The sequence below is a fragment of the Mycobacterium yunnanensis genome (genome assembly GCF_025823185.1).
Classification (GTDB): Bacteria; Actinomycetota; Actinomycetes; order Mycobacteriales; family Mycobacteriaceae; genus Mycobacterium; species Mycobacterium yunnanensis.
Window position 1 is genome coordinate 192,389 of sequence record NZ_JACKVK010000001.1, and the last position, 25,777, is coordinate 218,165.

Here is a 25,777-nt window from a genome sequence, read left to right on the forward strand (position 1 = left end):
GAGGGGGTGAGTACCGAGCTGGCGCCATCCCTTCGACGGAGTGCTAGGGAGGAGGCGGCGGTACCGCCCCGCCGCACCCGCCCGGTGGGGCCGGCGCGGGGATCGGTCCCCCACCGACGACGCACTGCATACCCGGCGAGAGAAGGCCATAGGGATGACCGATCATCGGCGCCCCATACTGAATCGTGTGCCAATAGGACCCGTCCGGGAATGGCACACCGTCACAGTAGGCGAGCGAGATCTGTGACCCCATACCCCCGCCGGGACAGTAACCGCTCTGCATGTTGGGCATGTGCGGGTCGGGGGCGGGCTCGCCGTGGGCTGGCGCCGCCATCAGCATCGCCGTGGCGGCGCCGAACACCAACGCCGTGAGCGACTTCTGCATGGCGACCCCCTACGAGCAAATATGCGTGTGCCTTACGCATTGTGCGACCGCTTGCAGAAAGGTGTCTCGGTATCGGAGAAATAACTGACCTAGCAACGCTGGCGCCGCTGCTCACTCCGCCCGGCGCATGACGGCAAGCACCGTGAGCATCAAGATCTTCAGGTCGAGTCCCCACGACCAATTCTCGATGTAGTAGTTGTCCCATTCCGCGCGATCGGCGATCGAGGTCTGGCCACGAAGTCCGTGAACCTGGGCCCAGCCGGTCACGCCGGCCTTGACCCGGTGTCTCTCACCGTATCGGCGGATCTGCGCGTCGAACAGCGCGACGAACTCCGGCCGCTCCGGTCGCGGACCGACGAGGCTCATGTCGCCCTTGATTACGTTGAGGAGCTGAGGCAGTTCGTCCAGCGACGTCCGTCTCATGATCTTGCCGATGGCAGTACGCCGGTCCACGCCCTCGACGCCACCGGGCGCCCGCCCCGACGCGACCTCGAAGTCGGCGTCCGAGGCCCGCGGCGCACGCATCGACCGAAACTTCAGACAGTCGAACACCTGTCCGTCACGTCCGACGCGTGGCTGCCGGAACAGGATGGGGCCCGGTGAACTAAGCCGCACCAGCAACATCAACGTCAAGAACAGTGGGGAGATCAGTAGCAGCCCGACGGCGGCCACCACTCGATCGCCGACGTGCTTCATCAGCGTGAACTGCCACCCCTGCGGGTCGGTGTGGGGTACGGCAAGTAGCGGAAGGCCGCCGACGTGCTCCACTCGGACGTTCCCGCCAACCGAATCGAACATCCTGGGCACCACCCAGACGCGCAGTCCGTGCCGGTGGGCCACGCGGACGACCGGGGTGAGCAATTGGTCTTGGGTGAGTGAGAAGGCGATGACGACGCCCTCGGCACCGGTCTCGCGAATCAACCGGTCGACGTCGTCCGGCGAGCCCAGGTAGGGAACCGGGGGCGCGACGCCCTCGGAATCGATTCCGGCCCACGGCGGTTCGGCGTCCACCAAACCGACGACCGACAGTCCGTGCTGTGGGCTGTCGCGTAGCCGCTCGACGATTTGGTAGGCGACGCGCCCGTTGCCCACGACGATGACGGGGGACAGCAGCAGGTTGCGCCGTCGCAGGTGCCGTTGGTATCCCGCGCGGATCAGCCGGCACAGCAGCATGACCGCGACGACGCAGACCCAGATCTTGGTGGTCATGCCACCGATGTGCCCTGGCGCGCTTGCGAATTCCATCAGGCTCAGCAGCAACACCGCCGCGAGCGCCGTGCCCGCGAGCACCGGGCCGACCTCGTCGAGGAATCGTCGGTTCAGGCGACGGGAGTACACCTTTCGCACGGCGAACACCGCGACGACCAGCGGGGTGTAGAGCCAGCACATCCACACCGGAGGGCTCGTCGGCTCGGTGGCGAACGCCCACCACGAACCCAGGGCCACGCCCGCGGAACCGGCCAACACGTCGATGGACACCGTGATGATCGTGCTCAGCGGGTTGGTCCTGGCCAACTCGTCGAGCGTGCGACGCCGCGGCCGGGCACGGGTGACCCCGATCGACGGCGACGACGGCGGAGCCTCGTTCCCCTGCAGCGTGATCACTCGCCCCTCCGTTTCCGTGCCGGCTCGACGGCGCGCATCATGGCCTCACGTGCCGAACACCCTGGCGTGCGCGGCCGCGGCCAGGTCCTCGAGGATCTGTACCTGACCGCTCGTCCACCGTCTCGGGTCGCGGTCCCACGCGCACAGCGTGCCCGCGGGAGTGCCCCGCTCGTCATGCAGCGGAAAGGCGGCGTAGGCCCGGATGGCGCCGCTGAGCGCCATGGGGTGGTCGGCCAGCACCGGGTGGCGGGCGATGTCGTCGACGATCAAGGGCTGGCCGCTGACGACGGCGTACTTGCAGATCGATTCCTCCAGTGGGAACGATCGGTCGGCGCCGGAATCGTTGCAGCCCAGGCGAATCTGACGGTCGTCGGCGAGGATCGACACCGCGGCGCACGGCACGCCAAGGGCCTCGGCGGTGAGCTCCGCGAACTGGTCGAGCGCGATCCGAGGCGCCCCGTCGAGTAGGCCCGCGCCCTGCAGGGCGGTCAGCCGGTCGGGGTCGGCCAGGACGAGCCGCAGTAGCCGGGCCACGCCGCCGTAGTCCTTGGTGATCTGCCCCATCAGTTCCCGGACCGCCGGATTGACCGAGACCGTCCCCGCAACCAAACGTCGGGCGGTTTCGCGGTCGAGGTAGCCACCGTCTCCGGCGTCCGTCTCCGCGGTCAGGTCGCTCACCCGTCGATGATAGGCGCGGTACCGCCGAAAATGGGGTGTCCAGCAAAAATTGACGCGCGTTTCGAAAAGTGACCGTCGCTGCCGTCGTTCTCACGCTCGGGGTATTTTCGACCAATGGTCCGACCCGCGCAGACCGCGCGCAGCGAACGAACCCGCGCCGCGCTTCGCGAGGCCGCGCTGGTGAGGTTCCTGGCCCAGGGTGTCGAGGACACCTCGGCCGAGCAGATCGCCGCGGACGCGGGGGTTTCGCTGCGCACGTTCTATCGCCACTTCACCTCGAAGCACGACCTGCTCTTCGCCGATTACGACGCCGGCCTCGAATGGTTCCGGACTGCGCTGGCGAGCCGGGAGCCAGACGAATCGTTGGTCGAGGCAGTGCATTCCGCGATCATGGCGGCACCCTATGACGCCGCCGCCGTGCCGAAGATCGCCGAGTTGCGGAGCCGCGAACTCGACCCGGCGCGCATCGTGCGGCACATCCGCCAGGTGGAGGCCGACTTCGCCGCCGCGGTCGAGGAGCACCTGACCCGCAACGATCCGCCCGCGGCAAGTCTCGACGACCGGTTGCGCACGACGGTGACGGCGCGGTGCGTCGCCGCCGCGGTGTTCGGCGCCATGGAGGTCTGGATGTCGAGCGAGGAGCGGGCCCTGCCGGAGCTGGCGCGGTTGTCTCGAACCGCGCTCGACGTGGTCGCCGTGGGGGTGGTCGGCGGCGACTGACCAAGTTTTGTCATAATTGACAAAACTTGGGCACCGTGTCAGCCTCGGTCGATGACGCAGTTCGACGCGGTGGTCATCGGGGCGGGGCACAACGGCTTGGCCGCTGCGGCGCTGCTGCAGAAGTCGGGCTTTCGCACGCTGTGTCTGGAGTCCAAGCGATACGCCGGTGGCATGGCCTCGACCGTCGAGCTCTTCGAGGGCTTCCGATTCGAGATCGCCGGCTCGCTGCAGTTTCCGACCTCGGCGACGGTGAGTGACGCGCTCGGCCTCGAGGCGTTGCCGACGGTGGATCTCGACGTCATGTCGGTGTCACTGCGGGGTATCGGCGACGAACCCGTCGTGTACTACACCGACCCGATGAAGCTGCTGACCCATCTCGGTGACGTGCACGGCGCCGAGGCGGTCAACGGCATGGCCGGCCTGATGGCCTGGAGTCAGGGGCCCACCCGGGCCATCGGGCGGTTCGACGCAGGTGTCGGACCCAAGACGATCGACGAGATGTTCGCCTGCGCCAGCAGTGAATTCGAGCGGTCGGCCATCCGCGACATGCTGTTCGGCTCGGTCGTCGACGTGCTGGACCGGTACCTGCCCGACGCCGAGAAGCACGGCGCCCTGCGCGGCATGCTGTCCTTCCTGGCCGTCAACACCACCTACCGCGGACCCGCGACGCCGGGTACCGCCGCGGCGCTGGCGTTCGGTCTGGCGATGCCGGACGAGAACACCAAGCTGATGAAGAAGTTCCGCGGCGGAATAGGCGCGCTCACCACGCATCTGGTCGCCATGCTGCACGCCCACGGCGGTGAACTTCGGCTTCGCAGCACGGTCGAGCAGATCGTGGTGTCAGACGGCCGCGTCACCGGCGTTCGACTCGGCGACGGTTCGACGGTCGAGGCCGGCGTGGTGGTCTCGGCGATCGCACCCGACCTCACCGTCACCACACTGCTGGACCCCGACGTCGTGCCACCCGACGTCCGCAGCCGGTTCACGCACGTCGACCACCGCGGCAGCTATGTGCAGATGCACTTTGCCCTGGACGGCATGCCGACCTTCGCGGCGCCCTACGAGATGCTCGACGACCCCGAGATGCAAGCGGCGATCGGATTGTTCAGCACCCCCGAGGAACTGCAGCGGCAGTGGGAGGACAGTCGACGCGGAATCGTCCCCTCCGATCCGGCGGTCGCGATGCAGTTCCCGTCGGTCCACGACAGTAGTTTGGCCCCCGAGGGCAAGCACGCCATGTCGGCGTTCTCGATGTGGTTTCCGCTCGAGTACGGTCGCGCGTCCCATGGTGACCTCAAGGTCGAAATGGGCCGGCGGGTGATCGACAAGATCGCCAGCGTGGCACCGGACTTCGAGTCGAAGATCATCCGCCACACCACCTTTACGCCGCGGCACATGGGGACGATGTTCGGCGCGCCCGGTGGCGACTACTGCCACGGGTTTTCGCCGATTCACCCATCCCGATTCGCGGGCTGTACCTCGGCAGCGCAGGCTGTCACGGCGGACCCGGGATCACCTTCATCCCCGGATTCGACGCGGCCGCCGCGGCGACGGCCGACGCCAGTTAGTCGTCGGCGGGTCCCGTCGGCGTGGCGCCACCCTCGTCGGACCAGTCCGACCGATCCTCGGCGCCCTTGGCGGGATCGCTCTCGACGTCCTTGGCAGCGCCCTCGGGGCCGGAATCCGAGTCGCTGGTCGTGGGTTCTGTAGTCATCCGAGCGTGGTACCCGGGTCGTCCGGCTCGGAAACGGTGAGCACCGCCTCCAGCACGTAGGGCACGTCGTCTTCGAACCGGTGCTCGAGTTCGCGCAACGTGCGCGCGATCGACGACTCCACGGCGTCGCCCACCAGGTCGACGCTCGCGATCACGAATATCTGCTTCGGACCGATGAATTCGGGGCGCAGGAAACGTACCGAGGCCACCTCGGGAAAGCTGGCCAGCTTCTCGCGCAGCGCCTGCTGCAGGCGCGGCGGCCCCGCCTCCCCGGTGAGGAACACCCTGTTGCGATTGATCAGGATCACCGCGACGACGCCAAGCACTCCGCCGACCAAGATCGATCCGATCGCGTCCCAGAGCACCTCCCCGGTGAGCTGGTGCAACAAGATTCCGAGGAACGCGATGACGATGCCGACAAGCGCCGCGCTGTCCTCGGCGAAGACGGCCCGCACCGTGGGGTCGGAGGTCTCGAAGGCGTACTGCAGCACGTCACTTTCGTAAGTATTTGCGTCCCTTCGTAGTTGGCGCAGCGACTGCAGCAGCGACACGCCCTCCAGTACGAAGGCGATTGCCAGCACGAGGTAGGCCACCCGATAGTCCTCGGCGGAGTCCTCGCCGTGCAGCAGCTCGGTGACTCCCCGCCAGATCGACACGGCCGCCCCGACGACGAACAGACCGACCGCCGCGAGCAGTGACCACACGTAGGCCTCCCGGCCGTACCCCAGGGGGCGACGGGCGTCGCGTTCGTGGACGCTGCGCCGGTTGGCGACGAGGAGGAACACCTCGTTGCCGGTGTCGGCCCACGAGTGCGCGGCCTCCGCGGTCATCGACGCCGATCCGGACACCACCGCGGCGAAGGACTTCGCGAGGGCGACCACGAGGTTCGCCCCGAATGCGACGAGGACGGTAAGGGTGCTGTCGCCTCCGGCCTTCACCACGGGAGGTCAGTCACCTCGGCGTTGCAGCTGTGTCATCCAGTCCTCGGGGACCCGGTCATTGGGCCCGGGTACGGTCTGGTCGAGCGGATGACTTTCGGGCGGAGCCAATTCCGGCCCGTCGTAGTACTCGTTGGTGTCGTAGTTCCAGAACCAGTCCTCGCCCGGTTCGAAGGACCGGATGATCGGATGACCCGTCTCGTTCCAGTGCGCCGACGCGTGCCGGGCCAACGAATCGTCGCAACACCCGATGTGGCCGCATGCGGTGCACCGGCGAAGGTGCACCCACCATCCGCCGACGGCCGTGCATTCGACGCACCCCGTACCGCTGGGAGGGATCGTGGGATTCACCGCATCGGTCATGGGCTCACCCTACTTCTTCTCGCGCCACTCACGTTCGAACGGCAGTCGCCACGCATTGGGTGCGACGAGCTGGTGAATCGCGTTCGGACCCCAGGTGCCCGGCTGGTAGGACTTCACCGGCGGCGGATCTTGAAGTAGTTGTTCGGAACGGTCCCACAGGGATTCGATGCCCTCGGCGGTGGTGAACAGGGTGTGGTCGCCGCGCATGGCGTCCAGGATCAACCGCTCGTAGGCCTCCAGGACGTCACCGAGGGAGTCGGTCTCCTGGGTGGAGAACTGCATCGACATCTTGTCGAGCTTCATCCCCGGGCCGGGCCGCTTGCCGTAGAACGACAGCGACACCTTCGACGCGTCGGCGAGGTCGAACGTCAGGTGGTCGGGCCCTTGGGAACCGACGCCGGAACCGGCGGGAAACATGGTTCGCGGCGCCTCCCTGAACGCGATCGAGATGATGCGCATGCCCTCGGCCATCTTCTTGCCGGTCCGCAGATAGATCGGGACCCCCGCCCAACGCCAATTGTCGATGCCGACCTTGAGCGCGATGAACGTCTCGGTGTCGGAGTCGCGGGCCACCCCCTGCTCGCTGCGATACCCGGCGTATTGCCCGCGCACCACGTCGGTGGTCTGGATCGGCAGCATCGAGCGGAAGACCTTGTTCTTCTCCTCGCTGATGGCGCGGGGTTCCAGCGCCGTCGGCGGCTCCATGACCACGAACGCCATCACCTGCAGCAGGTGCGTCACCACCATGTCCTTGAAGGCGCCGGTGCTCTCGTAGAAGTTGGCGCGCTGATCCAGGCCGAGCGTTTCGGGAATGTCGATCTGGATGTGGTCGATGAAGTTGCGGTTCCAGATCGGCTCGAACAACCCGTTGGCGAAGCGGAACGCCAGGATGTTCTGAGCAGCTTCCTTGCCGAGGAAGTGGTCGATGCGGAAGATCTGCCGTTCCCGGAACGTCTCGTGGACGAAGTCGTTCAATTCGATGGCGCTGGCCAGGTCGGTGCCGAACGGCTTCTCCATCACCACCCGGGACCGCTCGACGAGGTTCGCGTCGCGCAGCATCGTGATGACCGCCCGCGCGGCCTTCGGGGGAACGGAAAGATAGTGCAGGCGGCGGACTTCCGCGGCGCCACTGTCACCCAGCTCCTTCTCGGCGGCGGCGACGGCGGCGGCCAGTGCCTCCGGGCCGGCGCCCTGGGGGACGTAGGTGACCCGGCTTGCGAAGTGGTCCCATTGCTCCGCGGTGAGCTCGTGGGTGCCGAAGGCGTCGACCGCCTCCTTGGTCAGCGCCCGAAACTGCTCGTCGGTGAGGTCCTCCAAGGAGGTGCCGACCACCCGGATCTTCGGCGCCAGTGACGACTGCACCAGGTACGCCATGCCGGGCAGCAGCTTGCGCTTGGCGAGGTCGCCGGTTGCGCCGAACAACACGATGACGTGGGGCAGCAGCGCATCCTCGTCGCGGCGGTAGGGACGGGCGCCGGCGGCCGGGTATGCGATGGTCTGCGCAAGGTCTGGGGTGGACACGGCGACGATGTTTCCATCCATACGTGAACGGCGCAGGACAGTGCTGGTTAAGGTCGCGGACATGACAACCAGGGATTCGCGCGAAGTGGTCATCGAAGCAACTCCGGCAGAGATCATGGACGTCATCGCCGACGTCGAGTCGACCCCGACGTGGTCGCCGCAGTATCAGAAGGCCGTGATCCTGGAGAGCTACCCGGACGGGCGGCCCAAGCAGGTCGAGATGACCGTGAAGGCCGCTGGTCTGACCGACGAGATGGTCATCGAATACACCTGGACCGACACGAGCGTGACGTGGACCCTGGTGTCCTCAAGTCAGCTCAAGGCCCAAGACGCCGGCTACACGCTGACCCCCGACGGGGCCAAGACCAAGGTTCGATTCGACATGGCGATCGACCTGTCCATTCCCCTGCCGGGATTCTTGCTCAAGCGCACCCTGAAGGGCGGAATGGAGACCGCGACCGACGGCTTGCGCAAGCAGGTCTTGAAGGTCAAGAAGGGGTGACGGCCGGCCCGCTGGCCGGGGTCCGGGTCGTCGAGCTCGGCGGTATCGGGCCCGGTCCGCACGCGGGAATGATGTTGGCCGACATGGGGGCCGACGTGGTCCGCTTTCGGCGGCCCAGCGGCGGACTGACGATGCCTGCGGAGGGCGCCGACCTCCTTCACCGCGGCAAACGCATCGTCGACCTGGACGTCAAGGCCGAGCCCGATCGGCTGCTCGACCTCGCCGCGAAGGCCGACGTACTGCTGGATTGCTTTCGCCCAGGGACGTGCGAGCGTCTGGGCGTCGGTCCGCAGGACTGTGCGGCGGTCAACCCTCGGCTGGTCTACGCCCGCATCACCGGCTGGGGTCAGGACGGACCGCTGGCCACGACCGCGGGACACGACATCAACTATCTGGCGCGCACCGGTGCGCTGAGCGCGATCGGCTACCGCGACCGTCCCCCGGTGGCACCGCTCAACCTGGTCGCCGACTTCGGCGGGGGGTCGACGTTCGCCGTCGTGGGCATCCTCGCGGCTCTGTTCGAGCGGGAACGGTCCGGTACGGGACAGGTGGTCGACGCCGCCATGGTCGACGGGGTCAGCGTCCTCGCCCAAATGATGTGGACGATGAAGGCGACGGGAGCGCTCAAGGACGAGCGGGAGTCGTTCCTGCTCGACGGTGGTGCGCCGTTCTACCGGGTCTACGAGACCTCCGACGGCAAGTACGTGGCGGTGGGTGCGATCGAACCGCAGTTCTTCACCCGGTTGCTCGAAGGGCTCGGGCTGAATCCCGACGACGTTCCCGGCCAAGGCGACCGAGAGCACTACGGGCGGATGCGCGCATTGTTCGAAGAGCGTTTCGCCACCCGGACACGCGACGAGTGGAGTTCGGTGTTCGCGGGCACCGACGCATGTGTGACGCCGGTGCTGACCTGGACCGAAGCCGCAGTCGACGAGCACCTGACGGCGCGCTCGACCATCCTCACCGCTGACGGCGTGGTGCAGGCTGCCCCGGCGCCGCGGTTCTCGCGCACACCGTCTGCTGCAGGTGGGCCGCCCCCGCAGGCCACGACGGCACTCGACGACCTCGGGTGGTGATCGAGTTGGCTGGCCCGACGCTCTCAAGGCTTCCGGCTAGATCTTCAGATCGGGATGCTCGGTGTAGACCTCGTCGATGATCGACATGTCGAACAGATCCTCTGCGGCGATGTCCAGCTTGGCGGCCTTGAGCGCGACGATGTTCTCGTCGATGAGCGCCTGGGTCATGGTGAACAGGCCGTTGGCCTTGGTGTCGGCGGAGACCACCAGCCCGACCTGGGCCCTGGCCTCCTCGGTCTGCTCGGCGACGTCGAGGTTCTGGTCCTTGCCGTACACCTCGGCCGCCAGCTTGGCCGATCCCGCCGGGTCGGCGATCGCGTCCCGCCAGCCCTTGATCTCGGCCAACAGGAACGCCTTGAGCTTGTCGCGCTCGTTGTCGATGGTCTCCTGCTTCACGGTGAACGTCTCGGCCACCAGTGGCAGCTTGAAGTCGGCGAACAACATGGCGTGGTTGGGAAAGCCCTTGGCGGCCAACGTGATCGGCTCGTTCGTCACGTAACTCACCCAGCCGTCGACCTCGCCGTTGGCCAGCGGCGACGGATCGAACTGGGCGGGGACGACGGTGATCGCCTTGGAGTCGATGCCGTTGGCGTCCAGCAGCGCACCGAACACCAGCTGATTGGAGTCCTGAACGCCGATCTTCTTGCCCACCATGTCCTGCGGGGTGTTGATCGGCTTGGCTGCCGAGCTCACGATGGCGAAGGGATTCTTCTGATACGTCGCGCCGACGATCTTCGCGGGGAGCCCGTTGAGCACCGCCGGCGCGGTGAGCTGTGGCGCCGACATCCCGATCCAGATCTTGCCGGTGTCCAGGCCTGCCTCGACGCCCGTGCCGGCGGCGCCACCGGCGACGAGGTCCACGTTGCCGAACCCGGCGTCCTTGTAGTAGCCCTTCTCGAGGGCGAAGTACTCGCCGGCGAATTCGATGTTCTTGATCCAAGACAATTGCACCGCAACGGTTCCGAACTTCGATCCGTCGGACGGCGTGCCACTGGCGCCCGACGAACCGCCTGAACCGCAGGCCGCGAGCACACCCGCTCCGCCTGCGGTAAGACCGGCCATGGCGGCGTAGCGGAGGAATTCCCGACGATGCAACGAAGGAGTCATCGTCGAAGACTAAGCGCCATCGCCGCCCCTGTCAGGGCGTGCTTCCCGCGTCGGGGCCGAAGCGTGCGAGCACGAGATTCTCCAGCACGCCGACCACCGCGTAGAGCAGGATAGACACGATCGTGACGACGGCGATCGACGCCCACAGCTCGTTGTACTGATATCGCGGAATGGCCTTGATCAAGCTGGAGCCCAAACCCTCACCGCTGCCCAGCCATTCACCGATCAAGGCGCCGATCAGCGCGCCAGGCACCGAGATTCGCGCCGCCGCGAACAGGGACGGCAGCGCCGAGGGGATGGCGACCCGGTACAGCGCCGTCCACCGATTCCCGCCGTAGGCCGCGACGAGTTCCTGGGCTTGCCGCGGCGCCTCGCGCAGGCCCGCCATGATCATCACCAGTGCCGGGAAGAACACCACGATGGACGCCATCACCGCCACGCCGACCAGGCCCCTGCCGAACACCAGGACGATGATCGGCGTCATCGCGACCAGCGGCACCGACCGCAGCAGCACCGCGATCGGCAGCAAGGTGCGCTCGAGGCTGACGAACAGCACGAACAGTGCGGCGACTACCACCGCGGCGCCAATCCCCGACGCGAAGCCGATCGAGGCGTCGCGCAGGGTGATCTGAAGGTTGTCCATCAGGTTGGCCCGTGCGGTGTGACTGGTCGATCCCGTGAACAGATAGCGCCACACGTCGACTGGCGACTTTCCGACCCGCGGCCCCACCTGAGGGAAGGCGACGAGGAACAGGTACCAGAGCGCGAACAGCAAGGCCATCGCGATGGCCAGCGGAGCCAGGAAGCGTGCGACGCGGCGCAGGGTCGAGGTCATCGCGAGACTCCGGATGACGCCGCGGTCCACGGCATGACGAGCCTGGCCACCACCGCGACCATCCCGTAACCGACGCCCGCCATCGCGGCCGCCGCGATGGCGAGACCCCACGTGCGCGGCACGTCGTAGGACGTCTGCGCGGCGGTGAGCGCGACCCCGATGCCGCTGTCCACCCCGCCGAGGTACTCACCGAGGATCGCGCCGAGGACGGCCGACGGAGCGGCGATCTTCAGTGCTGCGAACGTGTTTGGGGCTGCCGCGAACAATCGAACCTTGGTGAACTTCTGCCACCGTCCGCCGCCGTAGGCCTCGACCAGGTCGAGGCTGGTTCGGTCGGCCGACCGCAGACCTGCCAGCGTGCCGACCATCGTGGTGAAGAAGCAGTACATCGCGGCGAGGAAGATCGTCGGCGCCCGCCCGCCGAAGACGACGAGGATGATCGGCCCGAGGGCCAGCAGGGGAGTGCAGTAGCTCAGGATGGCGAGTTGGGTGGCCAGGGATTCGATGGGCGGGATCAGGACCACCAGCACGGCGAGGGCGATCGCGAGCCCGTTACCCCACAGGAAGCCCTGCAGCGCGCCACGCGCGGTGACCGCGAAGTTCGGCCCGTACAGCGCGAGGCCGTCGCGGGCCATGCCGGACACCACCGCAGCGGGCGTCGGGATCGTCCCGCCCGCGGCACCCGACGCGGCCAGCAGCCACCAGGCTGCGAGCAGGCCGATGATGCCGACGGCGCCGCCACGCCAGCCCGGTCGAGCGGTCACGCGATCCCTTGCGTGCCGTCGGCCCGCCCGAACAGCAATTCGACGAGGTAGTCGTGGATGCGGTGAAACTCCGGCGTACGCATGATGTCCGGGGTGCGCGGTCGCGGCAGGTCGACGGGCACCACCTCGACCACCCGTCCCGGTCGTGGGCTCATCACGGCGACGGCGTCGGACAGGAACACCGCCTCGGCGATGCCGTGCGTGACCATGAGCGTCGTCGCGGGCTTCTCGGTCCAGATGCGTAGCAGTTCGAGGTTGAGGCGCTGGCGGGTCATGTCGTCGAGGGCACCGAACGGCTCGTCGAGCAGCAGTACCGTCGGCTTGACCACCAGGGCCCGTGCGATCGACACCCGTTGGCGCATGCCACCGGACAGCTGCGCCGGTTTGGCCTTCTCGAACCCCTCGAGCCCGACCAGCTTGACGAGGTCGGCGATCACGCCGGGCTCGACGGTGAGGCCGGCGACCTGCAGCGGCAGTTTGATGTTGGACACCACACTGCGCCAGGGCAGCAGCGCCGAGTCCTGGAACGCGATGCCGAGTTCGTGGTGCTTGCGGAGCTCGGTGGGTGACTCCCCGTTGATCAGTGCGGTGCCGCTGGTGGGTAGGTCGAGGCCGGCCAGGATGCGCAGCACCGTCGACTTGCCGCACCCCGACGGGCCGAGCAGGGCGAGGAAGGCGTCCTGCTTGGTGTGCAGGTCCACCGACTGCAGGGCCTCCACCGTGCGGCGACCAGCCGTGAAGGTCTTGGTCAGCGCCGTGATGTCGATCCCGGTGGGATGGGGCGCCTTCGTCGCCGGATCTGTCATGGTCGCCCAGTATGGGCACGGGCAAGGGAAAAGCGCACGCTGAGTGATGGGGAATGCGTCCACCGCGACGGTCGGTTGACCAAGGAATGTCCACCGGAGTCGTGATCAATCCCAGTCCCTCTGCCAGCAACGCCGTCGACGACGTGATCGCCCAGGCTCGCCGTGCCTACGAGATCGGTGTTCGCCAGGCGTGGTTCTCCCAACAGTTCAGCCACGACGCGATCAGCCTGGCGGGTCTGGTGGGTGCAGCCGTACCCGGACTCGGTGTCGGGACGTTCGTCGTGCCGATCAACCCGCGCCATCCGCTGATCATCTCGACGTTGGCGCACACGGCGCAGGCGGCCTCGCACGGCAACTTCAGCCTTGGTCTCGGGCTCGGTGCGAAGGCGATCGAGTCTCAGGCGTTCGGGACGGCGTGGTCCAACCCGGCGGGCCGGTTGCGCGACCACCTGCAGGTTCTGCGCTCCATCTTCGACACCGGTGCCGTCGACTTCCACGGCACGGAGATCTCCGCCACTGCGCTCGACTGGCCCGTCAGCCTCGCCGGGGGTGAATCGATACCCGTCTACGTTGCGGCCATGGGACCCAAGGCCTTACGCGTGACCGGTGAGCTCGCCGACGGCACGCTGCCGTACCTGGCAGGCCCGCGGACGCTCTCGGAGTTCATCGTGCCGACCATCACCGACGCCGCGACGTCGGCGGGCAGGCCCGCACCACGAGTCATCGCCGCGGTGCCCGTCGTGGTGTCCGACGACGAGGAGGGTGCGCGCCGCATCGCCAACGAAGAGCTGACCTTCTACGAGTCGATTCCGTCCTACGCGGCGGTGCTCGCCCGCGAGGGAGCCGACAAGGCAGGCGATCTCGCCGCCGTCGGCCCAGCCGAGGCGGTCCGACGTCAGCTGCAGCGGTATGTCGACGCGGGCGCCACCGACTTGGTGCTGGCCCCAATGCGGTCGGACACCGCTGACCCCGAACGGCTCTGGGAAGTCGCCGCCTCGATCTGAGCCCATCGTGTTTGGATGACACGGTGGTCGAGCCGGACGCCGTAGACGAACAACCGCCCGCAATCGTGGCGGCGGACATCTCGGTGACGGGACCCTGGGGGCCGGTGTACGGTCCGCTGAGCCTCGAGATCCCGCGCGGTGGGCTCAGCGTGCTCCTCGCATCCCCCGGCGCGTGGCGCACCGCGCTGCTGCTGACCCTGTCCGGTCGCATGAAGCCGTCGGACGGGACGCTGACGGTGCTTGGCGAGACCGACGTGCGGACCGTGTTCGCCACGTGCGCGCTGGCCGGGGTCGACGAGCTCGACGCCGTCGACGAGTCGGTGACCGTAGGCGACCTGCTCACCGAGAAGTTGCGCTGGGACGCGCCGTGGTACCGACTGGTGCGCCGCGCCGGGGACGCCGAACTGGCCCGGGTGTGCGGCCCGGTCTTCGGCGCGCTGCCGCTACCCGAATTGCATTCCTACGTCGAGGAACTCGGCGAGCTGGATGCCCTGCTGTTGCGCGTCGCACTGGCCAACACGCTCGCACCGCCGCTGCTGGTGGTCGGTGGTGTCGACCAGCTGGCCGAGGACCAGAGCCGGGCCGAGTTGGTGCGGCGTCTCGCCGAACTGGGGCAACGGCAGACCGTCGTGACGACGTCGGCCAATCCCGTCCCCGACGGGTTGGGCGTTCGCACCCAACTACCGCTGGCCCAGAAGGATGGAGTGTGACCATGCTTGCCGGACTGTCACTGGGTACCGACCTCAAGCGTTACTCGCGGGGCGTGATGCCCCGGGTTGCCCTCGTCACGATCATCCTGTTGCCCCTGCTCTACGGCGCGATGTACCTCTGGGCGTTCTGGAACCCGTTCAACGCGGTGGACAGGGTCCCCGTGGCCCTGGTCAACGAGGACCGCGGCGCCGTCGTCGGTGGGCAGGAGCTGCGGGCGGGCGACCAGGTGAGTGGCGCCCTGCTGAAATCCGGTCAGCTCGACCTGCATCAGATGTCGGCGCAGGAGGCGGCCAAGGCGGTCGCGGCCGGCACGTCGTACTTCTCCATCACGCTGCCGGAGGACTTCAGCGAGGCGATCGCGTCGGCGGCCACGCCCAATCCCCGTCAAGCCGAGCTTCGTTTCGACTTCAACGACGCGAACAACTACCTCGCGTCGGTGATCGGGCAGAACGCCTCGCGAGAGATCCTCACCCAGGTGAGTGCCCGCATCGGCGAGCAGGTGGTCGGCAAGGTGCTGATCGGTCTGACGGATGCCGGCGACGGGGTCAAGAAGGCAGCCGCCGGAGCCGATCAGCTGTCGGCCGGCCTGACCAGCGCCGACGACGGCGCGCGTCAATTGGCCACGGGGGCACACACACTGGCCAACGGACTGACCACCGCCCGCACCGGATCCGCGGCGCTGGCCGCGGGCGCGCACCAGTTGTCGACGGGCATAGGCCAGGCCACCACGCCTCTGATCGACACGTTGGACAGGGTGCAGCGGCTCGGCCTGAACCCCGACGACGTGTCCGCTCTGGCGGCGCAGATCAGCGGGGGTGTCGCCACGGCGAGTGACCGCATCGCCGCGCTCAACGTGGACCACCAGTTGGCGGCCGGGATCGTCGACCAGGTCATCGGTGGCTTGCGGACCAATGCGGATCCGTCGGCGCGTGGTCTCGGCGAGGTGCTTGGCGGAGCGCAGAGACTGCTGAACTCCCAGGGCCTCGATCCGACGACTGACGACGGCTTGCTCCGGTTGCGTGACGGCGCCCAGCGACTGCAGAGCGAGTTCGGCGATCCACACAGCCAGCCACGGCAATTACTCACCCAGGCGCTGAACGGCCAGCTGAAGGCCGACGTCATCCGGTTGCGCGACGGCGCGGCCCAACTCGACAGCGGTGCCGCGAAACTCGACGCGGGTTTGGTGCGGCTGGCCGACGGTGGCGGCCAATTGGCGCGCGGGGCCGACCAATTGGCGGCTGGGACCCAGAAGTTGAGCGACGGATCCCGGCAGCTCGCCGAGGGACTGAACAAGGGTGCTGCGCAGGTTCCGACGTGGACCCCGCCGCAACGTGAGGCGGTCGCCCGCACGGTGGCGAGCCCGGTGGCGGTTCAGCAGCATGTCGCCAACGAAGCGCCCACCTTCGGCACCGGGTTCGCGCCCTTCTTCTTGCCGCTGGCGTTGTTCATCGGCGCGCTGATCGTCTGGATGTTGCTGACGCCCTTGCAGTCCCGTCCCATCGTCGCCGGCCTTGGCTCGCTGCGCGTGGTGCTGGCGTCCTACTGGCCTGCCCTGGTGGTGGTGGTTTGCCAGGTCGCGGTGATGTACGTCGTCGTGCACGTCGGGGTGGGTCTGCATGCCAAGTACGCCCCCGCCACCGTCGCATTCCTGCTCCTGGTGGCGGCGACGTTCCTCGCCATGATCCAGGCGTTCAACGCGGTGTTCGGCGTCGCCGTCGGCAGGGTCGTCACCCTGGCCTTCCTGATGTTTCAGCTGGTGTCCTCGGGCGGCATCTACCCGGTCGAGACCACCGCCAAGCCGTTCCAGATCATCCACCCCTTCGACCCGATGACGTACGCGGTCAACGGATTGCGGGAGTTGACGGTCGGCGGGGTGGAGTCCCGGCTGTGGGTCTCCATCGTGGCGCTCGTCGGGGTCCTCGCCGTGTCGCTGCTGGCCAGTGCCCTGGCCGCCAGGCGCAACCGGCAGTACACGATGGAACGGCTGCACCCGCCCATCGAGGTGTGATCAGGCCTTGAGCACCTGAAGCCTGGAGATGGCCTCCTCCATGGTGTCGTCGCGTTTGCAGAAGGCGAAGCGCACCAGGTGCTTCCACTGACCGAAGTGGTCGGCGTCCGGATCGCAGAACGCCGACATCGGGATCGCCGCCACCCCCGCTCGCTCGGGCAGTTCGGCGCAGAAGGCCGTGCCGTCGTCGTATCCGAGGGGACGCGGGTCGGCGCACAGGAAGTACGTGCCGAAGCTGTCCAGCACGTCGAACCCGATGTCCGACAACGCCCCGGCAAGGCGATTTCGCCTGGCCTGGAACGAGTCTCGCAGGGAGCGGCTCCAGTCGTCCTCGTCGTTCAGCGCCTCGGCTACCGCCGGTTGGAACGGCGCGCCGCCGACGTAGGTGAGGAACTGCTTGGCCGCGCGGACGCCCGCGATCAGATTCGCCGGTCCGCACGCCCAGCCGATCTTCCAGCCGGTGACGTTGAACATCTTCGCCGCACTCGAGATCGTGATCGTGCGTTCGGCCATCCCCGGATAGCCGGCCAGGGGAACGTGGCGCCGTCCGTCGAACACCAGTTGCTCGTACACCTCGTCGGTGATGACCAGCAGGTCGTGCCGGACCGCGAGCTCGGCGATGGCGGTGAGCTCCGCGTCGGTGGCGACCATCCCGGTCGGGTTGTGCGGCGAGTTCACGATCAGCGCCCGCGTGCGGGGCGTGACGGCCCTGGCGAGGGCGTCGACGTCGATCGCGAATCCGCGGCCGTCGGCGACGAGGGGAACCGCGACCCGGTGGCAGCCGGCCATCGCGATGACGGGGGAGTACGAGTCGTAGAAGGGCTCGATCAGCAGCACGTCCGAGCCGGGTTCCACCAGGCCGATGACGGCCGCCGCGATCGCCTCGGTGGCGCCGACGGTGACCAGCACCTCGGTGTCGGGGTCGTAGGTGACGCCGTAGTGGCGGTGGCGCTGCGCGGCGATTGCCTCCCGCAGGGCGGGGATGCCCGGCCCTGGCGGGTACTGGTTGACGCCCTGGGCGATCGCATTCTCGGCGGTCTTCAGCATCGCCGCAGGGCCGTCCTCGTCGGGGAAGCCCTGACCCAGGTTGACCGCGCCGATGCGTGCGGCCAATGCGGACATCTCGGCGAAGATCGTCACGGCGTAGGGCGCGAGCCTGGCGACCGGAGCCGGGCGCCCGGCGACATTCGGAATGACCATGGTGCGAGCCTAGGTCCTCGCGGGTGGGAATGAATCCTGCGTTCGTGACGCTGACGGCGGCATGACCTACGCGCTACCGGCCGACGCCGCACTCCTTCGACCCGTCCGGATCGGCTATGCCGACGCGCGCAACCGGCTCTTCATGGCGCCGCTGACCCGATCCAGGGCGCAGGACGACGGAACCCCGTCCGACCTGGCGGTGCAGTACTACACCCAGCGCGCGGCGGCAGGCCTGATCATCTCCGAGGCCACGGCGGTGTCGGCCTCCGCCAACGGCGCCTACCTGAATACGCCCGGCATGTACACCGACCGGCACGAGGCGAAGTGGGCAGAGATCGCGGAATCCGTTCACGAGGTCGACGGCCTGATGTTCGTCCAGCTGTGGCACGTCGGTCGGATGGGACATCCGGACATCAGCGGTGTGCATCCCGTCGCGCCGTCGGCCATCGCCGCCGACCTGACGACGCACACGCCGTCGGGCAAGCAAGCCCTGCCGGTGCCCCGCGCCCTGGAGACCGACGAGATCGCGACCATCGTCGACGACTTCCGCGCGGCTGCCCGCCGGGCCGTCGACGCCGGCATGGACGGCGTGGAGATTCACGGCGCCAACGGCTACCTGCTGCACGAGTTCCTCTCCGACGTGGTCAACCAGCGCACCGACCGGTACGGAGGGTCGCCGGAGAACCGCGCCCGCCTGGCCGCCGAGATCGTCGAGGCCGTCGCCGCCGAGATCGGCGCCGACCGGGTCGGGCTGCGCATCTCCCCGGGAAACGGTGCCGGTGACATGCACGAGGTCGACGACGTGGCCGCCTACGAAGCGCTGCTCTCACGGATCGCGCCCTTGGACATCGCGTACCTGCACGTGCTGATCGACCCCGACGTGCCTGCGTTCGGCACGTTGCGCGGGCTGTGGAGCGGCCCGTTGGTGCTCAACACCGGCCGCGAGGTCGACACCCGGTTCTGCCAGCTCGAGGAGCTCGCCGAGTGGGGCGTCATCAGCGCCGCGGCCGTCGGGCGCGCGTTCCTCGCGAACCCGGATTTGATCGACCGGCTGATCCTCGGCGCCGAGCTGAACGAACCCGACGTCGCCACCTTCTACGCGCCCGGGCCCGTCGGCTACGTGGACTACCCGACCCTGGCGGAGGCGGAACTGAAGAACGCCTGACCTCCTGCGTCCAACGTGACGCCACTGCGAAGAATCTTCGGATGTCTCGCAGTGGCGTCACGTTCGGCGTTGGGCGTTCGGCGGAGACCGCTCCGCCGCGAACCTCCCAACCAGCCGGTTGGGAGAGGCTGTTATCCTCGGCATCATTGGACCACTTGGGCCTCCCCGAGCCAAAGAAGAGGAATTCACCATGTCCGAAGAAGCCTTCATCTACGAGGCGATCCGCACACCGCGCGGCAAACAACGCAACGGCGCTCTCAACGAGGTCAAGCCGGTCAACCTCGTCGTCGGACTGATCGACGAGCTACGTACCCGTCACCCCGACCTCGACGAGGACATGATCAGCGACCTGATCCTGGGTGTCGTCTCGCCCGTCGGCGACCAGGGCGGCGACATCGCCCGCACCGCGGCGCTCGTGGCCAAGCTGCCCGAGACCACCGGTGGATTCCAGCTGAACCGCTTCTGCGCCTCGGGCCTCGAAGCCGTCAACACCGCCGCGCAGAAGGTGCGCTCGGGCTGGGACGACCTCGTGCTCGCCGGCGGCGTCGAGTCGATGAGCCGTGTACCCATGGGCTCCGACGGTGGCGCATGGGCCAGCGACCCCGAGACCAACTACCGCATCGGCTTCGTCCCGCAGGGCATCGGCGCCGACCTCATCGCCACCATCGAGGGCTTCTCACGCGAGGACGTCGACGCCTACGCCGTGCGCTCGCAGGAGAAGGCGGCCGCGGCCTGGTCGGGCGGTTACTTCGCCAAGTCCGTCATCCCGGTCAAGGACCAGAACGGACTGGTCATCCTCGATCAGGACGAGCACATGCGCCCCGGCACCACCCTGGAGAGCCTCGGCAAGCTGAAGTCCGCCTTCGAGGGCCTCGGCGCCATGGGCGGCTTCGACGACGTCGCCCTGCAGAAGTACCACTCGGTGGAGAAGATCAACCACGTCCACACCGGTGGCAACAGCTCCGGCATCGTCGACGGCGCGGCCCTGGTACTCGTCGGCAGTGAGCGCGCGGGCAAGGCCAACGGCCTGACTCCGCGGGCACGCATCGTGGCCACGGCCACCAGCGGCGCCGACCCCGTCATCATGCTGACCGGTCCGACTCCTGCCACCCGCAAGGTGCTCGACCGCGCAGGCTTGTCGACCGAGGACATCGACCTCTTCGAACTCAACGAGGCGTTCGCCTCGGTGGTGCTGAAGTTCCAGAAGGACCTCAACATCCCCGACGAGAAGCTCAACGTCAACGGTGGCGCCATCGCGATGGGCCACCCGCTGGGCGCCACGGGCGCCATGATCACCGGCACCATGGTCGACGAGCTGGAGCGCCGTGGCGCTCAGCGTGCGCTGATCACGTTGTGCATCGGCGGCGGCATGGGCGTCGCGACCATCATCGAGCGCGTCTAGGAGACATGACCATGGCAGAGAACACGATCAAGTGGGACAAGGATGCCGACGGCATCGTCACCCTGACGTTGGACGACCCGACCGGCTCGGCCAACGTGATGAACGAGCACTACAAGCAATCCATGCACGAGGCCGTGGAGCGCCTGGTGGCGGAGAAGGATTCGATCACCGGTGTGGTGATCGCCAGCGCGAAGAAGACCTTCTTCGCCGGCGGTGACCTGAAGGGCATGCTGAAGATCGGCCCGGACGACGCCGCCCAGGCGTTCGAAGAGGTCGAGTTCATCAAGGCCGACCTGCGCAAGCTGGAGACCCTCGGCAAGCCCGTGGTCGCCGCCATCAACGGTGCCGCCCTCGGCGGTGGCCTGGAGATCGCGCTGGCCACCCACCACCGCATCGCCGCCGACGTCAAGGGCGTGGCGATCGGCCTGCCCGAGGTGACCCTGGGTCTGCTGCCCGGCGGAGGTGGCGTCGCCCGCACCGTCCGGATGTTCGGCATCCAGAAGGCCTTCATGGAGATCCTGAGCCAGGGCACGCGGTTCAAGCCCGGCAAGGCCAAGGACATTGGCCTGGTCGACGAATTGGTCACCAGCATCGACGAATTGGTGCCGGCCGCCAAGGCTTGGATCAAGGCCAACCCGGAGAGCTTCACGCAGCCGTGGGACGCCAAGGGTTACAAGATGCCCGGCGGCACGCCGTCGCATCCCGCACTCGCGGCGATCCTGCCGTCCTTCCCGGCCCTGCTGAAGAAGCAGCTCAAGGGTGCGCCCATGCCCGCCCCGCGCGCGATCCTCGACGCGGCCGTGGAGGGTGCGCAGGTCGACTTCGACACCGCTACTCGCATCGAGAGCCGGTACTTCACCCACCTGGTCACAGGCCAGGTCGCGAAGAACATGATCCAGGCGTTCTTCCTCGACCTGCAGTCGATCAACGGCGGTGGCTCACGCCCCGACGGCATCGCCAAGCAGGAGATCCGCAAGATCGGTGTGCTGGGCGCGGGCATGATGGGCGCGGGCATCGCCTACGTCTCGGCCAAGGCCGGCTACGAGGTCGTGCTCAAGGACGTCGAAATCGAAGCCGCCCAACGGGGTAAGGGCTACTCGGAGAAGATCGAGGCCAAGGCGCTCGAGCGCGGCAGGACGACGCAGGAGAAGTCCGACGCGCTGCTTGCCAGGATCACCCCGACCGCCGATGCCGCCGACTTCGCCGGCGTCGACTTCGTCATCGAGGCGGTCTTCGAGTCGGTCGAGCTCAAGCACAAGGTGTTTCAGGAGATCGAGGACATCGTCGAGCCGAACGCTCTGCTGGGCTCGAACACCTCGACGCTGCCGATCACCGAGCTGGCGACCGGGGTCAAGCGCCAAGAGGACTTCATCGGCATTCACTTCTTCTCGCCGGTCGACAAGATGCCGTTGGTGGAGATCATCAAGGGCGAGAAGACTTCTGACGAGGCACTGGCCCGGGTGTTCGACTACACGTTGGCCATCGGCAAGACCCCGATCGTGGTCAACGACAGCCGTGGCTTCTTCACCAGCCGCGTGATCGGCACGTTCGTCAACGAGGCGCTCGCCATGCTCGGCGAGGGCGTCGCCCCTGCCAGCATCGAGCAGGCAGGCAGCCAAGCGGGCTACCCGGCACCCCCGCTGCAGCTCTCCGACGAACTGAACCTTGAGCTCATGCACAAGATCGCCGTTGCCTCGCGCAAGGGCGTCGAAGACGCAGGTGGCACCTACGAGGCGCACCCGGCCGAGGCCGTCGTGGAGAAGATGATCGAGATCGGTCGGCCGTCGCGGCTCAAGGGCGCCGGCTTCTACGAATACGCCGACGGCAAGCGCGTCGGGTTGTGGTCCGGGTTGAAGGACACGTTCAACTCCGGCACCACCGACCTGCCGCTGCAGGACATGATCGACCGGATGCTGTTCGCCGAGGCGCTCGAGACGCAGAAGTGCATCGACGAGGACGTCCTGACGACCACTGCGGACGCCAACATCGGCTCCATCATGGGCATCGGCTTCCCGCCGTGGACCGGTGGTTCGGCGCAGTTCATCGTGGGCTACGAGGGCCCGCACGGCGTCGGCAAGGCCGCCTTCGTGGCCCGCGCCAAGGAACTGGCCGAGCGCTACGGCGAGCGGTTCGAACCGCCGGCGTCGCTCACCAGCTAGCCCGCCAGATCCAGCGAAGGTCCCCGAAGCAACGGCGCTTCGGGGACCTTTGCGTTGGTCGGGAGGAACCCAGGGCGGCCGCGCCGACGGCTGACACCGCCTACAGTCTTCAGGCATGCGCTTTGGACTCTTCATCCCGCAGGGTTGGCGACTCGATCTGGTGGACATTCCCACCGCGCGGCACTGGGAGGTGATGCGCGATCTCGCCGCCCACGCCGACGACGGGGCGTGGGATTCCGTCTGGGTGTACGACCACTTCCACACCGTGCCGGTGCCGACCGGCGAGGCGACGCACGAGGCGTGGTCGTTGATGTCGGCGTATGCGGCGAGCACCACGCGCATCAAGCTGGGGCAGATGTGTACGGCCATGGGTTACCGCAACCCGGCGTACCTCGCCAAGGTGGCCGCGACCGTTGACGTCATCTCCGGTGGCCGGGTGCAGATGGGCATCGGCGGCGGCTGGTACGAACACGAATGGCGCGCCTACGGGTACGGCTTTCCCTCGGCCGGAGGTCGCTTGGGCCAGCTCGACGAAGGCGTGCAGATCATGCGCGACGCGTGGCGCGACGGCGTGGTGACCTTCACGGGCAAGCACTTTCAGGTCGACGGCGCCATCGTCGCCCCAAAGCCGTTGCAAGAGGGGGGTATTCCGCTGTGGGTCGCCGGCGGCGGTGAGAAGGTCACGTTGAAGATCGCCGCAAAGTACGCGCAGTACACGAACTTCACCTCCGAGCCAGAGGGGTTCACGCACAAGTCCAAGGTGCTCGAGGGGCACTGTGCCGACGTCGGAACCGACTACGGCGCCATCGTGCGGTCGGCGAACTTCAACGCCGTGGTGGGAACGTCGGAGGCCGAGGTCGCCGAGCGGGTCGAACGCATCCGTGCCCGGCAGGTCGCCAAGGCGAACCCCGAGGCGGTCGACGCGATGCTGGCCAACGCCACGTCGCCCGACTCGGCCACCGGAACCCCCGAGCAGGTGATCGAACGGCTGACCCGGTTGCGAGATCTGGGCTGTGAGTACGCGATCCTGTACTTCCCGGAGGCGGCCTACGACCGATCCGGAATCGAACTCTTCGAACGCGAGGTCATCCCCGCGCTCACCTAGCGGTGGCTCAGCACGTTGACGACGTTGCCCGACGGATCCTCGAATAAGAACCGCCGCACCCCCCACGACTCGTCGGTCACCGGGTGCACGATGCGCAGCCCGGCGGCCACCGCTGCGGCGTGAGCGCCGTCGACGTCGTCGACCTCCACCGAGACGTGCGGGTTGACGGGTGCGGTGAGATCCCGCGTCATCAGACTGATTTGGCGTCCGGCGTCGTCGGCGAGGGTGAGGATCCAGCCGTGATTCATCACCTCGGTCAGTCCCAGTGTCGCGACGTACGCCTCGCGCGCGGCGTCCAGGTCGGTGACGGTGAGGTTGGGGACCACTCGACGCGTTGTCGTCATGTCAGATCGCCGGACCGAGCAAGTCGTCGGCGTCCTTGATGACGTAACCGTAGCCCTGCTCGGCGAGGAACCGCTGCCGGTGCGCGGCGTATTCGGCGTCGAGACTGTCTCGCGACACCACCGAGTAGAAGATCGCCCCGCCGCCGTCGGCCTTGGGACGCAGCAGCCGGCCCAGTCGCTGAGCCTCCTCCTGCCGGGATCCGAAGGTGCCCGAGACCTGCACGGCCACACTGGCTTCCGGGAGATCGATGGAGAAGTTCGCCACCTTGGACACCACCAGGGTCTGGATCTCCCCGCGCCGGAACGCGTCGAAGAGCACCTCGCGTTCGGCGTTCTTCGTCGACCCCTGGATGACCGGTGCGTCGAGTTCGCGGCCCAGCTCCTCGAGTTGGTCGAGGTAGGCGCCGATGACCAGCGTCGGCTCACCCGGGTGACGAGCCAGGATCGACTTCACCACCGCCACCTTGGTGTGCGCCGTCGAGCACAGCTTGTAGCGTTCCTCGGGTTCGGCGGTCGCGTAGATCATCCGCTCGTTCTCGGTCATGGTGACCCGCACCTCGATGCACTCGGCCGGTGCGATCCAGCCCTGCGCCTCGATGTCCTTCCACGGTGCGTCGTAGCGCTTGGGCCCGATCAGGCTGAAGACGTCGCCCTCGCGACCGTCCTCCCGGATCAGCGTCGCCGTCAGCCCGAGGCGTCGACGGGACTGCAGATCGGCCGTCATCCGGAACACCGGTGCGGGCAACAGGTGGACCTCGTCGTAGATGATCAGACCCCAGTCGCGGCTGTCGAAGAGCTCCAGGTGCTTGTACTCGCCCTTCGTCCGCCGCGTGATCACCTGGTACGTGGCGATCGTTACAGGTCGAATCTCCTTGCGCTCGCCGGAGTACTCGCCGATCTCGTCCTCGGTCAGCGAGGTGCGGGCGATCAGCTCGCGCTTCCACTGCCGGCCGGAGACGGTGTTGGTGACCAGGATCAGTGTCGTCGCGCCGGCCTTCGCCATCGCCGCCGCGCCGACGATCGTCTTGCCGGCACCGCACGGAAGCACCACGACGCCCGACCCGCCGGCCCAGAACGAGTCGGTGGCCATCTGCTGGTAGTCGCGCAGCACCCAGCCGTCCTGTGCGAGCTCGATGGGGTGGGCCTCGCCGTCGACGTAACCAGCGAGATCCTCGGCGGGCCAACCGATCTTGAGCAGGATCTGCTTGATGTTCCCGCGGTCGCTGGCGTGCACGATGACGGTGTCGTCGTCGATGCGCGCGCCCAACATGGGGGCGATCTTCTTGTTGCGGAGCACCTCCTCGAGCACCGCGCGGTCCAGGCTCACCAGCACCAGGCCGTGCACCGGGCTCTTCACGAGCTGCAGACGGCCGTAACGGGCCATCGTGTCGACGATGTCGACGAGCAGCGGTTGCGGTACCGAGTACCGCGAGAAGGACACCAGGGCGTCGACGACCTGCTCGGCGTCGTGGCCTGCGGCGCGGGCGTTCCACAGCGCCAACGGGGTGATGCGGTAGGTGTGGATGTGTTCGGGCGCCCGCTCGAGTTCGGCGAACGGTGCGATCGCCGCGCGCGCGGCACCGGCGAGTTCGTGGTCGACTTCGAGCAGCACCGTCTTGTCGGACTGCACGATCAGAGGGCCGTCAGTCATGCGTGGACTCCATC

Annotated in this window: 23 protein-coding genes and 1 pseudogene; 11 read left to right on the plus strand and 13 right to left on the minus strand. The window is 67.7% G+C overall.

The features are described from left to right. Window positions 1–43: 43 nt before the first annotated feature. The 3 genes from H7K45_RS01010 to H7K45_RS01020 form a co-directional block, all read right to left on the minus strand. A complete protein-coding gene (locus H7K45_RS01010; protein ID WP_263993837.1) occupies window positions 44–385 on the minus strand; it encodes a hypothetical protein in 342 nt (113 codons plus the stop codon). A gap of 111 nt (window positions 386–496) precedes the next feature. Further along, on the minus strand, window positions 497–1,990 hold the full coding sequence (locus H7K45_RS01015) for a sugar transferase (protein WP_372512479.1): 1,494 nt from the start codon (window positions 1,988–1,990) through the stop codon (window positions 497–499). A gap of 45 nt (window positions 1,991–2,035) precedes the next feature. Then, window positions 2,036–2,668 carry a GAF domain-containing protein gene (locus H7K45_RS01020; protein ID WP_263993838.1) on the minus strand — a complete coding sequence of 211 codons (633 nt, stop codon included), beginning with the start codon at window positions 2,666–2,668 and terminating at the stop codon, window positions 2,036–2,038. Window positions 2,669–2,782: 114 nt separating this feature from the next. On the opposite strand from H7K45_RS01020, the gene H7K45_RS01025 reads away from it, so the two are divergent. Together H7K45_RS01025 and H7K45_RS01030 are read left to right on the plus strand one after the other, a co-directional pair. Then, window positions 2,783–3,388 carry a TetR/AcrR family transcriptional regulator gene (locus H7K45_RS01025; protein WP_263993839.1) on the plus strand — a complete coding sequence of 202 codons (606 nt, stop codon included), beginning with the start codon at window positions 2,783–2,785 and terminating at the stop codon, window positions 3,386–3,388. A gap of 51 nt (window positions 3,389–3,439) precedes the next feature. Beyond that, window positions 3,440–4,956 (plus strand): annotated as a pseudogene (locus tag H7K45_RS01030) (phytoene desaturase family protein). A 142-nt stretch (window positions 4,957–5,098) separates the two neighbouring features. Here H7K45_RS01030 and H7K45_RS01035 read toward each other — a convergent pair. The 3 genes from H7K45_RS01035 to zwf are packed head-to-tail and all read right to left on the minus strand — an operon-like array spanning window position 5,099 to window position 7,945. Continuing rightward, entirely contained in the window at window positions 5,099–6,043 is a 945-nt protein-coding gene (locus tag H7K45_RS01035) for a cation diffusion facilitator family transporter (RefSeq protein ID WP_263993840.1), read from the minus strand. Between the two features lie 6 nt (window positions 6,044–6,049). Then, a complete protein-coding gene (locus H7K45_RS01040; protein WP_263993841.1) occupies window positions 6,050–6,403 on the minus strand; it encodes a UBP-type zinc finger domain-containing protein in 354 nt (117 codons plus the stop codon). A gap of 9 nt (window positions 6,404–6,412) precedes the next feature. Further along, window positions 6,413–7,945, minus strand: a complete 1,533-nt coding sequence (gene zwf / locus H7K45_RS01045) for a glucose-6-phosphate dehydrogenase (protein WP_263993842.1) — start codon at window positions 7,943–7,945, stop codon at window positions 6,413–6,415. Between the two features lie 40 nt (window positions 7,946–7,985). Between zwf and H7K45_RS01050 the strand changes: the two genes are divergently transcribed. Both H7K45_RS01050 and H7K45_RS01055 read left to right on the plus strand, forming a co-directional pair. Continuing rightward, a complete protein-coding gene (locus tag H7K45_RS01050) occupies window positions 7,986–8,426 on the plus strand; it encodes an SRPBCC family protein (RefSeq protein ID WP_263993843.1) in 441 nt (146 codons plus the stop codon). Beyond that, window positions 8,423–9,502: a CaiB/BaiF CoA transferase family protein gene (locus H7K45_RS01055; protein ID WP_263993844.1), complete on the plus strand. Its 1,080-nt coding sequence runs from the start codon at window positions 8,423–8,425 to the stop codon at window positions 9,500–9,502. The genes H7K45_RS01050 and H7K45_RS01055 overlap by 4 nt, the downstream gene beginning before the upstream one ends. 36 nt (window positions 9,503–9,538) lie before the next feature. Here the strand turns inward: H7K45_RS01055 and H7K45_RS01060 are convergent, their stop codons facing one another. Genes H7K45_RS01060 through H7K45_RS01075 form a run of 4 tightly spaced genes read right to left on the minus strand, consistent with a single transcriptional unit; the run spans window position 9,539 to window position 13,014 of the window. Next, a complete protein-coding gene (locus H7K45_RS01060) occupies window positions 9,539–10,609 on the minus strand; it encodes an ABC transporter substrate-binding protein (protein ID WP_263993845.1) in 1,071 nt (356 codons plus the stop codon). Between the two features lie 31 nt (window positions 10,610–10,640). Next, window positions 10,641–11,444, minus strand: a complete 804-nt coding sequence (locus tag H7K45_RS01065) for an ABC transporter permease (protein ID WP_263993846.1) — start codon at window positions 11,442–11,444, stop codon at window positions 10,641–10,643. Beyond that, window positions 11,441–12,208: an ABC transporter permease gene (locus tag H7K45_RS01070; protein WP_263993847.1), complete on the minus strand. Its 768-nt coding sequence runs from the start codon at window positions 12,206–12,208 to the stop codon at window positions 11,441–11,443. The genes H7K45_RS01065 and H7K45_RS01070 overlap by 4 nt, the downstream gene beginning before the upstream one ends. Beyond that, window positions 12,205–13,014 (minus strand): ABC transporter ATP-binding protein, encoded by an 810-nt coding sequence (locus tag H7K45_RS01075; RefSeq protein WP_263993848.1) that lies wholly within the window; start codon window positions 13,012–13,014, stop codon window positions 12,205–12,207. The genes H7K45_RS01070 and H7K45_RS01075 overlap by 4 nt, the downstream gene beginning before the upstream one ends. An 86-nt stretch (window positions 13,015–13,100) precedes the next feature. On the opposite strand from H7K45_RS01075, the gene H7K45_RS01080 reads away from it, so the two are divergent. From H7K45_RS01080 to H7K45_RS01090, 3 genes are read left to right on the plus strand one after another with little or no spacing between them, the layout of a single operon-like run. Then, a complete protein-coding gene (locus H7K45_RS01080) occupies window positions 13,101–14,018 on the plus strand; it encodes an LLM class F420-dependent oxidoreductase (RefSeq protein ID WP_263993849.1) in 918 nt (305 codons plus the stop codon). A 23-nt stretch (window positions 14,019–14,041) separates the two neighbouring features. After that, a complete protein-coding gene (locus H7K45_RS01085; RefSeq protein ID WP_263993850.1) occupies window positions 14,042–14,728 on the plus strand; it encodes a hypothetical protein in 687 nt (228 codons plus the stop codon). Between the two features lie 2 nt (window positions 14,729–14,730). Beyond that, window positions 14,731–16,737, plus strand: coding sequence for a YhgE/Pip domain-containing protein (locus tag H7K45_RS01090; protein WP_263994231.1), 2,007 nt, complete (start codon window positions 14,731–14,733; stop codon window positions 16,735–16,737). Here the strand turns inward: H7K45_RS01090 and H7K45_RS01095 are convergent, their stop codons facing one another. Further along, on the minus strand, window positions 16,738–17,937 hold the full coding sequence (locus tag H7K45_RS01095; RefSeq protein WP_263993851.1) for a pyridoxal phosphate-dependent aminotransferase: 1,200 nt from the start codon (window positions 17,935–17,937) through the stop codon (window positions 16,738–16,740). A 61-nt stretch (window positions 17,938–17,998) separates the two neighbouring features. Between H7K45_RS01095 and H7K45_RS01100 the strand changes: the two genes are divergently transcribed. The 4 genes from H7K45_RS01100 to H7K45_RS01115 all read left to right on the plus strand — a co-directional run bounded on the left by H7K45_RS01100 (window position 17,999) and on the right by H7K45_RS01115 (window position 23,768). Beyond that, complete coding sequence (locus tag H7K45_RS01100; RefSeq protein WP_263993852.1) at window positions 17,999–19,102, plus strand: alkene reductase; 1,104 nt, start codon at window positions 17,999–18,001, stop codon at window positions 19,100–19,102. 190 nt (window positions 19,103–19,292) lie between these two features. Next, entirely contained in the window at window positions 19,293–20,504 is a 1,212-nt protein-coding gene (locus tag H7K45_RS01105) for an acetyl-CoA C-acetyltransferase (RefSeq protein WP_263993853.1), read from the plus strand. A gap of 11 nt (window positions 20,505–20,515) precedes the next feature. Continuing rightward, window positions 20,516–22,663 carry a 3-hydroxyacyl-CoA dehydrogenase NAD-binding domain-containing protein gene (locus tag H7K45_RS01110; RefSeq protein ID WP_263993854.1) on the plus strand — a complete coding sequence of 716 codons (2,148 nt, stop codon included), beginning with the start codon at window positions 20,516–20,518 and terminating at the stop codon, window positions 22,661–22,663. Between the two features lie 115 nt (window positions 22,664–22,778). Next, a complete protein-coding gene (locus H7K45_RS01115) occupies window positions 22,779–23,768 on the plus strand; it encodes an LLM class F420-dependent oxidoreductase (protein ID WP_263993855.1) in 990 nt (329 codons plus the stop codon). On the opposite strand, the gene H7K45_RS01120 is transcribed toward H7K45_RS01115, so the two are convergent. Together H7K45_RS01120 and H7K45_RS01125 are read right to left on the minus strand one after the other, a co-directional pair. Further along, entirely contained in the window at window positions 23,765–24,112 is a 348-nt protein-coding gene (locus H7K45_RS01120) for a VOC family protein (RefSeq protein WP_263993856.1), read from the minus strand. The genes H7K45_RS01115 and H7K45_RS01120 overlap by 4 nt on opposite strands. A gap of 1 nt (window position 24,113) precedes the next feature. Next, window positions 24,114–25,763: a DNA repair helicase XPB gene (locus tag H7K45_RS01125; protein ID WP_263993857.1), complete on the minus strand. Its 1,650-nt coding sequence runs from the start codon at window positions 25,761–25,763 to the stop codon at window positions 24,114–24,116. Between the last annotated feature and the right edge of the window lie 14 nt (window positions 25,764–25,777).